10 protein-coding genes are annotated in these 12,652 nt (G+C 38.2%); 3 read left to right on the forward strand and 7 right to left on the reverse strand.

What is annotated here, in order from left to right; all coding sequences use genetic code 11:
- On the reverse strand, positions 1-175 hold a 175-nt coding region (locus DC53_RS21440), incomplete at its 3' end, for an ISAs1 family transposase (protein WP_045984454.1).
- 667 nt (positions 176-842) lie between these two features.
- Between DC53_RS21440 and DC53_RS02100 the strand changes: the two genes are divergently transcribed.
- On the forward strand, positions 843-3,845 hold the full coding sequence (locus tag DC53_RS02100; RefSeq protein ID WP_033031886.1) for an ATP-binding protein: 3,003 nt from the start codon (positions 843-845) through the stop codon (positions 3,843-3,845).
- Between the two features lie 29 nt (positions 3,846-3,874).
- Here DC53_RS02100 and DC53_RS02095 read toward each other — a convergent pair whose 3' ends face one another.
- From DC53_RS02095 to DC53_RS02070, 6 genes are all read right to left on the reverse strand, one after another.
- Positions 3,875-4,720 carry a UDP-2,3-diacylglucosamine diphosphatase gene (locus DC53_RS02095; RefSeq protein ID WP_033031844.1) on the reverse strand — a complete coding sequence of 282 codons (846 nt, stop codon included), beginning with the start codon at positions 4,718-4,720 and terminating at the stop codon, positions 3,875-3,877.
- 233 nt (positions 4,721-4,953) lie between these two features.
- Complete coding sequence (locus tag DC53_RS02090; RefSeq protein ID WP_007375774.1) at positions 4,954-6,678, reverse strand: proline--tRNA ligase; 1,725 nt, start codon at positions 6,676-6,678, stop codon at positions 4,954-4,956.
- A gap of 89 nt (positions 6,679-6,767) precedes the next feature.
- Positions 6,768-7,472 (reverse strand): tRNA (N6-threonylcarbamoyladenosine(37)-N6)-methyltransferase TrmO, encoded by a 705-nt coding sequence (gene tsaA / locus DC53_RS02085; protein WP_033031846.1) that lies wholly within the window; start codon positions 7,470-7,472, stop codon positions 6,768-6,770.
- A 178-nt stretch (positions 7,473-7,650) separates the two neighbouring features.
- The gene (locus DC53_RS02080; protein WP_008133741.1) at positions 7,651-8,220 is read right to left on the reverse strand and encodes an outer membrane beta-barrel protein; all 570 of its coding nucleotides are present in this window, start codon (positions 8,218-8,220) and stop codon (positions 7,651-7,653) included.
- Positions 8,221-8,489: 269 nt separating this feature from the next.
- Positions 8,490-8,954, reverse strand: a complete 465-nt coding sequence (locus tag DC53_RS02075; RefSeq protein WP_007375777.1) for an acyl-CoA thioesterase — start codon at positions 8,952-8,954, stop codon at positions 8,490-8,492.
- 132 nt (positions 8,955-9,086) lie between these two features.
- Positions 9,087-10,733 (reverse strand): electron transfer flavoprotein-ubiquinone oxidoreductase, encoded by a 1,647-nt coding sequence (locus tag DC53_RS02070; RefSeq protein WP_033031848.1) that lies wholly within the window; start codon positions 10,731-10,733, stop codon positions 9,087-9,089.
- Between the two features lie 221 nt (positions 10,734-10,954).
- On the opposite strand from DC53_RS02070, the gene DC53_RS02065 reads away from it, so the two are divergent.
- Both DC53_RS02065 and DC53_RS02060 read left to right on the forward strand, forming a co-directional pair.
- Positions 10,955-11,704, forward strand: coding sequence for an electron transfer flavoprotein subunit beta/FixA family protein (locus DC53_RS02065; RefSeq protein ID WP_007375779.1), 750 nt, complete (start codon positions 10,955-10,957; stop codon positions 11,702-11,704).
- Positions 11,705-12,631 carry an electron transfer flavoprotein subunit alpha/FixB family protein gene (locus DC53_RS02060; RefSeq protein WP_033031850.1) on the forward strand — a complete coding sequence of 309 codons (927 nt, stop codon included), beginning with the start codon at positions 11,705-11,707 and terminating at the stop codon, positions 12,629-12,631. It begins immediately after the preceding gene.
- The last annotated feature ends 21 nt before the right edge of the window (positions 12,632-12,652 follow it).

Consider the following 12,652-nt stretch of genomic DNA (forward strand, 5'->3'; position numbering starts at 1 on the left):
TGAGCCAATCTAGTCTATCATGGCCAAAATCTTCAATCTCTTCCCTGCCCTGACAGCCTGATACAACAGCGCTAACAGCTAAGAATATGATATCAAATAGTTTATGAACAACTTTACCTTGTTGGTGAGGGTCGTCGATTGATTCGAAATATTTAAATAGCTTAATGTTAGGCATGGGGATGCTCCTTAAAAAAGGAGTATAAGATCATACTTTTAAGTCAAGGTAAAGTTCGTGATCTTGCCCTGGTTTTTTAGTCAAAATACAGCCTAAATAATGTGGTGTTACTTATAAGGGATTATTTATAAATAGGCGATAGCGCAGCATAAATGCCAAACATACGCTGCCAATTGCATTCTCCCTTATGACTTATGACTTATGACTCTTTGCCGCTTATATTGAGATAGGTAAAGCGCGTTAGTAATCTGCAGACATCTTACTTATTGTTAATGTAAGTCAGTAAGGTAACGCAGGAGCAGCTAGCTAGCCCAAAGGTTATAAACCATGTGCCGCGATATAGGCCCTTGACGGAACAAATTTCAATCTTGAATGATAAACAGGGCGTAATGCTGAAAAACTATACGTAAATAGTTACCCGTTACTAATAAAATAATTGCACGGTTAATACATAAATGGATTTACGATGCCATCTCAGATTATCAATCTTTAAGTAACTAAAAGCTAAATATTGAAAATTACCCCTTATAGACCTGTAAGCTCTGGTTTTTAGGATATTTAATTGTTTAATACTCTATACTGTTTAGTAGTTCTAATTTAGTGGCGAAAGTAAATGTTAAAAAAGAATATTTTTTTAAGAAGCACAAAAAATAACAAGCTGATACTTTTGGTAGTAATAACATTTATAGTTATTTCATTACCCTCGCTTTATTTATTTGAGAAAAAAGTAAGAAGTGACGTTTATAATACGGCTCAAATTGAATTAAAAAGAGAATTAGAAACAAAAACGCTGTCTTTAAAAAAGCACTTTAAAGACAGCGTTACTGCTATCCGATTTCTAGATGCTACACCACCAATCCAAGGTATTTCTCGCGCCTCAGAACATAAATTGATAGATCCACTATTGGGTACGCCAATTGCGGTCTGGCAAGAGCGCTTAGCAAGTATATTTTCGGGTTTTATGCGCACAGACGAAAGCATATTACAGGCACGTTATATTACACTAGCAGACGGTGGCCGAGAAGTTGTTAGGGTCGATCGCACTGAGCTCGGCAGCCTAGTTAGGCTCGATGGAGAACAATTACAACAAAAAGGACAACGTGACTACGTAATTAAAGCCAGTATATTAGATGCAAATTCAGTTTACATTTCCCCTATAAATTACAATCGAGAAAATGGCGAAATACAGCAGCCTTACATTAGTACTTTTCGAGTTGCTAAACCTGTTTTCGACGAACATAAGCAAGTGTTTGCAGTACTAGTCACTAATTATTTTGCAGACGAATTATTTAAAAGCTTAATTGTAGAGTCTCCAAAGGGCATTGCTATTTACTTAATGAATAATGAAGGTGAATTTTTATACCATCCAGATACTGACTTACGATTTGGCTTTGAGTTTAACCAAAGTAGGACTTGGGATGATGAATTTAATGAAGCCGAAGAAATGTCTGTTGGCAATACACTGCCAATAAATAGTTACCCTCAACAATACTACTTAAAAAAACGGATTTATTTTGAAGGAGATATCGCGATGCTCCCTCTTGAATTAGCTGTTAGCTTAAATACTCATGATTTATTATTGAAAGTGAGTGAAAGGCGACAAAATTTCATTATTTTACTCGTAGTGTTTTTTAGCATATTTTTAATAATAACCTCTATATATCAAAGATTCATAAACCGTAAATTACTTATACATTCATTGAAAGAGCAAAATAACAAAGTAATAGAAAATTCTTTGGACGCTATTTTTACAATTGAAGAAACGGGACAAATTGTTCATTTTAATAACACGGCTAAAAATGTATTTGGCAGTGCTCTAGAGGACAAAGAAAACGATTTCATTTCACTATTCAACTTAAATAAAGCGGATATTAATTGTATTGAAGAAACTATAATTGATGGGGCAAAAATGCCCTTCGAAGCTATTTATACTGATGCATTTGGTAACAAGCAATTTTATTCGATAACACTCAGTAGTATTTTTGATGTGTATAACAACCGCTATCAAGTTGCTGCGATTTTAAGAAATATTACTTCACTGAAAAACATACAATCAGAACTTGAAGGTTTAAATAGTACTTTAGAGCTTAAAGTATCCCAAAGAACCATAGAACTAGAACGCGCTATAGATCAAGCCCTAGCAGCGAGCCAAGCAAAAAGTAACTTTGTTGCTAACATTTCTCATGAAATTCGTACCCCAATGAACGGCGTATTAGGCATGCTAGAAATGTTAAAAGAGGAGGGGCTATCTGAGCAACAGCATCATTATTTAAAATTAGCTAACAGCAGTGCACATTCATTAATGAACTTAATTAATGACATCTTAGACTTCTCTAAAATTGAAGCCGGAAAACTCGATATTGATAATCATACTTTTGATGTTGTCACCGTATGCAGTGATATGATTACTTCTTTAGCATTGCAAGGACAACGAAAAGGACTTGAAGTTTTTTTAGATACAAAAGACGTTATCGACCGGATGGTGATTGGTGACAGTCACCGCTTAAAACAAATTTTGATAAACTTAGTTAATAATGCCTTTAAGTTTACCCACAAAGGTGAGGTTAGCTTAACAATTGGCTCTAAGTACATCACCAATTCTAAACTGTTAATGAGTTTTACGATCAAAGATACCGGGATTGGTATTGCTCCTGAAAATTTAGATAGATTATTCGAGGTGTTTACACAAGAGGATTCAAGTACGACTCGTCACTTTGGTGGAACAGGTTTAGGTTTATCTATTTGCAAAAAGTTAGCCCAGTTGATGGGAGGTAATATTACGGTTACTAGTAAAAAAGGGATTGGCAGTGTTTTTATTGCTACGGTAGAGTTGCATGTTGCACAGCAGAAAAAGTTAAATACGAGCATTGAATTAGCGACATCAATTAACGTGGCAACATTAATTGCGCGTGATAACGTATTTAACAACGTCACAAATTTACTAGTACACGCGTGTAAAATAGATAAGGATAAAATTGTCCGCTTAGATTATTTTAGTGGACATAGTGCATTTGATGCCGACTTATTAATTATAGATGATGAGCATCCACAAATTGATGCCCTCATTAGTTTTTGTAATCAATATGATAAGAAATATGTGCTGATTTTACGTGATATGGTAGTAAACAAGCAGTCTACGATAGTGGCCGAATATAGCCATATTTTAAATAAACCACTTACCCAAGATCAGTTTAGCTACAAGTTAGCGAGTTTATTCGGCGCAAATAATGAACTTGTGGTTGCAGCAGCTAACCATTTAATTGAAGAACCTATAGAGCCAGACTTATCGAATTATAATGTATTATTAGTTGATGATAATATGATCAACGTTGAAGTTGCTAAAGCTATTTTAAAACATACGAAAGTAAAAATAACCACCGCATCAGATGGCTTAGAAGCATTAGAGGTATTAAAACTACATGAGGGTAAAACCTTCGATATTATTTTAATGGATTGTCAAATGCCAAATCTCAACGGTTACGATACTACTAGCGCAATAAGAAGTGGTAAAACGGGAAGTGAATATTCGTATGTGCCAATTATTGCTATGACAGCAAGTGCGATGGAAGGCGACAGAGAGCGCTGTTTAGCTGCAGGGATGAACGATTATATTACTAAGCCAATAAAGCCACAAACGCTAAAGAGTAAGCTATTAACTTGGTTAAACTGAATCACATCCATTGTGTAAGTGTTCAGCTGCTATGCAGCTGATTTTTTTGGTTTAGCTTCTACTGAGCTGACTATCGGTGCAGCTAGTTTTGTAATATCAGCACTGTCGAGCACGGTTTGCGTATCTGACCAATGTAATAACTCAATTTTTCCATCTTTTTGCTCTACAAGTGCCGTGCAGCTCTCAATCCAATCCCCATCGTTGCAATACATAATCCCATCATCCACTTTTATTTTAGGGTGATGAATATGTCCACAAATAATACCATCTACTTTTTGTTTTTTAGCTTCGCGGATAGCGGCATCCTCAAAGGCTTCAATAGCTTCACGGGCTTTGTGTACTCGCGCTTTGATCCACGCGGCAAGTGAGTAGTAATTCCCACCAAATACTTTACGTATACGATTTATCCAACGATTTAAAAATAATAAAAAGTCGTATCCGGCATCACCAGCTATGCTAATGAGTTTGTTATAGCGAGTTGCGATATCAAATTCATCACCATGAACAAGCAAGAATCGCTTATTAGCTTTAGTGGTGTGAATAAACTGTTGATGGACCTCAACACCGAATAAAGTTTGATCAACGTAGTTACGAAACGTCTCATCGTGATTACCGGGAATATAAATGACGCGTGTCCCATTAGCTGCTTTTTGTTGTATAGAATTTAATACTTGATAATGTGAAGAGTGCCAATAAAACTGACGTTTCATTGACCATAAATCGATAATATCACCGACTAAATAAAGTGTATCGGATTCTACCGAGTTTAAAAAATCAAGTAAGTAATCAGCTTTACAATCTTTGTAACCTAAATGAACATCAGATATCCAAATGGCTGGATAATGTTGTTTTTTACGCAGTTGATTGTTTGTCATGCCCGTCATCCATAGTGTAATAATTAAACACTGTAGATAAATCTAATGACACTTATGAGACACTTTAGCGAAGCCTCCATGACAATTTACACCAAGGCACGTAATTAAAAGATTTCTACAAAGCTAGAAAAGGTGAGTCATTGAGCAGCTATTATTATGCATTGCTATTATCGCTCATCAAAAAGGCCGCATTTTAAATGCGGCCTTTTAGTCTATTTTAAGCGTGCGTGTTATTAACCTTTAACAGCCGCTTTAATTGCATCAATTGCTGTGTCGATATCAATCATTAGCTTTTCACCGGTGCGGCGGTTTTTAAGCTCAACTTTGTTTTCGTCAAGGTTGCGCTCACCAATTACTAGCGTAAATGGCACACCAATGAGTTCCATATCGTTAAACATAACACCAGGGCGCTCTTTACGGTCATCAAATAACACATCAAGACCTGCATCTTTTAAACCTTGGTAAAGGTCATTTGCAATATCAGGAATTCGATGCGATTTGTGCATGTTCATTGGCACAATTGCTAAATCGAATGGCGCGATTGATTTTGGCCAAATGATCCCGTATTGATCGTTGTTTTGCTCTATAGCAGCAGCAACAATACGTGAAACACCAATACCGTAACAACCCATGGTCATTGTTTGGTTTTTACCGTCTTCGTTTAATACGCCCGCTTTCATTGCTTGTGAGTATTTAGTGCCAAGCTGGAAAATATGCCCAACTTCAATACCACGTTTAATTTGTAAAACGCCTTGGCCACATGGGCTCATATCGCCTTCAACAATATTACGGATATCAGCAACTTCATAATTAGTTACATCACGATCCCAGTTAATGCCGCTGTAATGCTCGTCATCTTTATTAGCACCGGCAACAAAATCAGCAAGTACGTTAGCCGTTCTATCAACAATAATTGGCATCGACAGGCCAACCGGGCCAAGTGAACCAGGTCTTGCACCAATCGCAGCAACAATATCAGCCTCTGTTGCCATTTCTAACGGAGAGTCTACTAACGGGTGTTTTTCAGCTTTTAGTTCATTTAATTCGTGATCGCCACGCAGTACTAAGGCTACAAGACCACGTACTTCGTTTTCATCAGGCGTACCATAAACAATTAACGTTTTAACACCGCGATGTGGCTTAACACCGTAGTGTTTTTTAAGCTCGTTAATAGTTTTAGCGTCAGGAGTTGGAAACGCTTTAAGCTCTTTTGATGCTTCAGGGCGTGGATCGTTTGGTGCAAGCGCCTCTGCTTTTTCAATATTAGCGGCGTAGTCGCTGCCATCACTAAATGCAATGGCATCTTCACCTGATTCAGCAAGTACATGAAACTCGTGCGATACGCTTCCGCCGATAGAGCCTGTATCTGCGATAACAGGACGGTAATCAAGACCTAAGCGCTCAAAAATATTACAATATGCCTTGTGCATCGCTTGATATGTTGCATCTAAACATTCTTCACTTAGGTGAAAAGAGTAGGCATCCTTCATTGTAAATTCACGAGCACGCATCACACCAAAGCGAGGACGGCGTTCGTCGCGTACTTTAGTTTGTACTTGGTATAAAGTAACTGGTAACTGTTTATAGCTATTAATTTCTTTACGAACGAAATCAGTAATCACTTCCTCGTGCGTTGGTCCAAGTGCAAATGTACGGTTATGACGATCAGTAAAGCGCATTAGCTCAGGACCAAACTCATTCCAACGACCAGACTCTTCCCACAAATCAGCCGGTTGAATAACTGGCATTAGCATTTCAATGGCGCCAGCTTTGTCCATCTCTTCACGTACAATGTTTTCTACTTTACGTAGCACACGTAAACCAGAGGGTAACCAAGTGTATAAACCCGAAGCGACGCGACGGATCATACCGGCTCTAAGCATTAACTGATGCGATACGATTTCAGCATCTGATGGCGTTTCTTTAAGTGTTGCGAGTATATATTGGCTTGTACGCATGTTTTTTCCGAAATAGAGTAATTATGTTCTTTTAATAGAGCTTAAGTTTAACAGCGGATGCTTTTACACTAAAGCGCTAAGTGAGTTATTTAGTTTTTTTCTATGCTTGTTACTAGGTTATGCTCGCCATTGACTTGCCAGCGAATATTATAATTGTACAAAGTCATACCGTAGCTTTGCTCGCCATCTTTTTGTTTTTTATAGGCAGGGCGGGGATCTTGTTTTAAAACATTAGCTATAAAATCATGTAAATCTGGGTACTGTGTTTGCGCATTAACAAACTCAATTGCCTGAGGGCTAAATTCAACCGTCATTTGTGTTTCTGGGCGTGTATCTGCAAAGCCAGCACTGGCGTCAAACATAGCATCTGAATAAGGTAAGTACGGTTTAATATCGATAATGGGTGTGCCATCAAGTAAATCAATGCCAGCGAGTAATAAACTAAGTTGTCCGTTTTTATACTCAATACCTTCGAGCTTTACTGCGCTCATACCAATCGCGTTTGGTCTAAATGTAGCGCGTGTAGCAAATACACCTTTTCGTTCATTGCCACCTAAACGAGGTGGACGAACCATGGCAGAATAACCTTTATCGGCCGTTTCATGAAAACGAAATAACAACCAAATATGAGTAAATTCATCTAAACCACGTACAAACTCTTCGCGATTAAAATCAGGTGCAAAAATAAGTTTTGCCTTGGCTTGTGGCACTAAACGAGGTTGCCTAGGTATAGCAAACTTTTGTTTATAAGGAGATTCAATGTGGCCAATAGCCGAAATGGTATAATCGCTCATAGTACTCGGATACAAATAAAATAGAGCGCTATTCTACCTTTATTTAGCGACTATGGCATTAATGTGAATAAGTTTATTATTTATAGACTGCTTGGTCTATATGATGAAAATTAGCAGGCCTTAAAACAAAAAAGGGTAAGCTCTTAAGCTTACCCTATTAATACATGTTAAAGACTCATTAAAACATGTATTGAACTGATACAGACGCTACATCCATGTCTGGATCTATATCATCGTCAAGTTTGTAACGTTCATACTCTAAGCGAAATTGAACATTTGTTGTAAGCGCATATTCAATACCTGCACCGTAAAACGCATCTCCACCATCTGTAGAGGTTGATATACTTCCTACTGGTAGGTCTTGTGTGTAGTCTGCGTCCCATTCAAGCCAACCACCTTTTGCGTATACAGTGAAGCTTTCAGATAGAGGAAGCCCTAGGCGTGCGGCAAGTGATACGCCATCAATCTCAGCTTTACTGTCTATGTCACTAACTTCATCAAAGTTTTGGTAAGCAAGCTCTAAGCTTAAGTACTCGTTAAATTGAGTACCAACATACCCCTTGAGCATTTGTGCATCGTCGTCAAAGTCAGTGTCGTTGTCACTGTCTTCAAACTCAAAAGAATATTGACCGTAACCGATACCAGTATAAATACGTGGAGAATCAAAATCAGAAATATCAGCGTGTGCTGCTGTGTTAAAACCCAGTGTTGCTAATGCAAGTGCAGAAAGAGAAAGTGTTTTAATCATTGTGAATAGCTCCTTTACAAATTAAAAATTAATGTTCGATTAAGTCAATCAAACTTCAATTTAATAAGTGCAGTGAACATGCCAATTTTAAAAACAAGTAAAAACCCCTCATAATACCTACTTTAGTACTGGTTATCGCAAGGGGCTGTTTGGTTTTTAAGCAACGTGAGCTTTTGTAGTGATTTGTTTTCTAAGCAGTTTTGTACGTTTTACAAAACAACATGAGTTTTTTACACAGCTACATTTTGAATTTACAGAACAGCTAAAAGTTATACATTGTGTAACAGGTTTTCAGTTTCAATTGCTATTTCTTTCATTTTAATAGCGTAGTTTTCTAATTTTAAATCTTCGTCTGTCACAGCTTTAAATTCAGGCACTTCTACTGGATAACCCGTTTCATCCATTGCGACAAAACTTATAACACAGTGATTTGTTTCAACCATATTTTGTGTTTTTGGATCGCCACAACGTACTTGAATAAATATCTGCATACTTGTTTTACCGGTATGCGCTATTTTAGCTTCTACTTCGACAATTTGCCCTACTAATATTGGACGTCTAAATTTAACCCCAGCAACTGAAACAGTCACACAATAATGACCACTCCAGCCAGCTGCACATGCATAACCAGCTTGGTCAATCCACTTCATGACGACTCCACCATGAACTTTACCACCAAAATTTACATCGGTAGGCTCTGCTAAAAAACGAAAAACAACTTTTGACGACGGCATAGATATTACTCATTTATTAATACTGCATATGAGCATAGCGCAAAAAAGGGGCCGAAGCCCCTGCAATTTAGGATATGTTTATAATTTATATGTAAAAAACGTAGTTATATAACTATACGACGCATAATTTAGTTACATATTAGGGTAATTTGGTCCACCAGCGCCTTCAGGTGTTACCCACGTAATGTTTTGGCTGGGGTCTTTAATATCGCAAGTTTTACAGTGCACACAGTTTTGGGCATTAATAACAAACTCTTTATTGCCTGCTATTTCTTGTACTTCGTAAACGCCAGCAGGACAATAACGTTGTGCGGGTTCATCAAATTTAACTAGGTTTACGTTAATAGGAATTGACGCATCTTTAAGCTTTAAATGACACGGCTGTGATTCTTCGTGGTTAGTATTTGATAAAAACACACTTGAGAGTTTATCAAAGCTAAGTTGTCCATCTGGTTTTGGATACGCAATTTTGTCAGCAGTTTTTGCATCAACAAGGGTATAGTGATCGGGCGTATTATCTTTAAATGTAAACGGTAAACCGCCATTAAAAATATTTTGATCAAGCGTGTTATACGCACCACCTATAAACTTACCAAGTTTGTGCATTGCAGGGCCAAAGTTACGAGATTGATATAGCTCTTTATATGCCCAGGATTGCTCAAACGCTGTCTGGTATTTAGTTAAATCGGTATTTGCTAACTCATTTTGCAGCGCTTCGAAAATAACCTCAGCGGCAATCATTCCCGATTTCATTGCTGTGTGATTACCTTTAATTTTTGCAAAATTAAGTGTGCCTGCATCGCACCCTACAAGTAAACCACCAGCAAAATGCATTTTTGGTAATGAATGCAAGCCACCTTTAGCAATAGCACGCGCACCGTAAGCAATACGTTCAGCGCCTTCAAGTACGTTTTTAAAAACTGGATGGTGTTTCATTCGCTGAAACTCATCAAACGGACTCAAATGTGGGTTTGAGTAATTTAAATCAACAATTAAACCAACAACAACTTGATTGTTTTCACTGTGATACATAAATGCACCACCATTAGTATCGCCGCTAAGTGGCCAACCTGTACCATGAACAACCTTGCCAAGCTCATGTTTACTTTCATCAATTTGCCAAATTTCTTTAAAGCCTAAACCGTAATGCTGCGGCGATGAACCTGCATCAAGTGCAAACTCATTAATTAATTGTTTACCTAAATGACCACGGCAACCTTCTGCAAAAATAGTGTATTTTGCACGAAGCTCCATGCCTGGCATGTAACCGTCTTTTTCATTACCGTCTTTGTCGACACCCATATCGCCAGTAATAATGCCTTTTACTGCTTTATTTTCAACTATTAAAGAGTGTGCGCTAAATCCTGGAAAAATCTCGACGCCTAAGTTTTCAGCTTGCTCTGCAAGCCATCGACACACGTTACCCATAGATACAATGTAGTTACCATCATTATGAAATGTTTTTGGTGTAGCAAAGTGGGGGATTGATGTCGCTTTTTGCTCGTTGTTAAACCAATAAATTTCATCATTAGTTACTTTGGTTGTAACAGGTGCGCCAAGTGCTTGCCAATTAGGTAGTAGTTCATCCAAAGCTTTGGTTTCAAAAATAGCCCCAGAGAGTACATGTGCACCTACTTCCGAACCTTTTTCGACTACGCAAATCATGCACTCTTGTTGTTTTTCTTGTGCTAATTGCGCGAGTTTAATTGCACTTGAAAGCCCAGCAGGGCCTGCACCAACAATTACTACATCAAATTCCATGGTTTCACGTTCGACCATAATAACCTCTTTATCTATGACGGACTTATTTCAATGTTTACTAAGCATTTAAATAAGGTGTACAGCCTATTTTTAACCTTGCAAATTAAACGTTACAGACTGTGAATAGTTAAAGGTTATTTTAGGTTGACGTTTACGTCAACAGGAAGTAGTCTAATTTCATAAAATAAATAGGTTGACGTGCACGTTACCTTGTAGGTTTAAATAATTATGGAGTTCCTATGAAAGTTCTCGTACCAATAAAAAGAGTGATTGATTACAACGTAAAAGCACGCGTTAAAAGTGATAACAGCGACGTTGATTTAACCAACGTAAAAATGGCAATGAACCCGTTTTGTGAGATTGCCATAGAAGAAGCAATTCGCCTCAAAGAAGCCGGCACAGCCAGTGAAGTGGTTGCCGTAACTATTGGTCCTAAAGCATCACAAGAACAATTACGCACAGCATTAGCATTGGGTGCTGACAAAGCCATTCACATCGAAACCGATGAAAAGCTCGAGTCACTTCATATTGCAAAGCTACTCGCTAAAATTGTAGAGCAAGAAACGCCTGAACTTGTCATTTTAGGTAAACAGTCAATTGACTCAGATAATAATCAAACAGGTCAAATGCTCGCTGCGCTTACTAATCGTGGGCAGGGTACATTTGCATCAAAAGTGGTTATTAAAGATGGCAAAGTAAACGTAACCCGCGAAGTTGATGGCGGGCTGCAAACGGTGGCACTGAATTTACCGGCAGTTGTTACAACTGATTTACGTTTGAATGAGCCTCGCTATGCATCACTGCCAAATATTATGAAAGCCAAACGTAAGCCGCTTGAAGTAATAGCAGCAGATTCGCTTGGTGTTGATTTAACACCGCGTATTCAATTAATAAGTGTAGAAGAGCCAGCTAAACGCACCGCAGGAATTATTGTTGAAGACGTTGCACAGCTTGTAGAAAAATTAAAAACAGAGGCAAAGGTGATTTAAATGAAAACACTCGTAATTGCAGAGCACGACAACGGTGCCTTAAAACCAGAAACCTCAAAAACTATTAACGCCGCAGTAAAAATGGGTTTTCCTATTGATGTACTAATTGCAGGTAACCACTTAAGCGCAATGAGCTCACAAGTTGCCAGCATTGATGGCGTAGCTAATGTTTTAGTTGCTGATAATAGCGTTTATGAACATCAGTTAGCTGAGAGCATGAGCGATTTAGTTTTATCACTTAGCGACACCTACAGCCACATTGTTGCAAGTGCTACTACAACGGGCAAAAACTTTATGCCACGTGTTGCCGCGCTATTAGATGTTGCGCAAATTTCTGAAATTATCGCAGTAGTGGATGCAGATACATTTAAACGACCTATTTATGCTGGTAATGCAATCGCCACGGTTAAATCACTCGACAGTAAAAAAGTAATTACTGTGCGTGCTAGTAGCTTCGATTTACAAGGTGAGCAATCAGCTGCTGCTATAACAAGTATTGATACAGTATCAGATCCACAATTAAGCAGCTTTGTAAGTGTTGAGCAAACCGAATCAGAACGCCCTGAGCTTACAGCAGCTAGTGTGGTCATATCGGGTGGTCGCGGTATGCAAAACGGCGAAAACTTTGCATTACTCAATGGTATTGCCGATAAATTAGGTGCAGCTATTGGTGCGTCGCGCGCTGCAGTTGATGCAGGCTTTGTACCTAACGACATGCAAGTAGGGCAAACAGGTAAAATTGTAGCGCCTAACTTATATATTGCAGTAGGTATCAGTGGTGCTATTCAGCATTTAGCCGGCATGAAAGACTCAAAAGTAATCGTCGCGATAAATAAAGACCCTGACGCACCTATTTTTCAAGTCGCTGATTACGGTTTAGTGGCTGATTTGTTTGAAGTACTGCCACAGTTAGAGAGTGCTTTATAGCCTTTAAATAAACAAACGTAT

This window comes from Pseudoalteromonas fuliginea, assembly GCF_000690055.1.
Lineage (GTDB): Bacteria > Pseudomonadota > Gammaproteobacteria > Enterobacterales > Alteromonadaceae > Pseudoalteromonas > Pseudoalteromonas fuliginea.

Coding starts and splice junctions, on each gene's coding strand:
- DC53_RS02060 (WP_033031850.1), top strand. CDS start 11,705: ATGAAAACACTCGTAATTGCAGAGCACGACAACGGTGCCTTAAAACCA.
- DC53_RS02070 (WP_033031848.1), bottom strand. CDS start 10,733: ATGGTCGAACGTGAAACCATGGAATTTGATGTAGTAATTGTTGGTGCA.
- DC53_RS02075 (WP_007375777.1), bottom strand. CDS start 8,954: ATGCCGTCGTCAAAAGTTGTTTTTCGTTTTTTAGCAGAGCCTACCGAT.
- DC53_RS02090 (WP_007375774.1), bottom strand. CDS start 6,678: ATGCGTACAAGCCAATATATACTCGCAACACTTAAAGAAACGCCATCA.
- DC53_RS02080 (WP_008133741.1), bottom strand. CDS start 8,220: ATGATTAAAACACTTTCTCTTTCTGCACTTGCATTAGCAACACTGGGT.
- DC53_RS02095 (WP_033031844.1), bottom strand. CDS start 4,720: ATGACAAACAATCAACTGCGTAAAAAACAACATTATCCAGCCATTTGG.
- tsaA (WP_033031846.1), bottom strand. CDS start 7,472: ATGAGCGATTATACCATTTCGGCTATTGGCCACATTGAATCTCCTTAT.
- DC53_RS02065 (WP_007375779.1), top strand. CDS start 10,955: ATGAAAGTTCTCGTACCAATAAAAAGAGTGATTGATTACAACGTAAAA.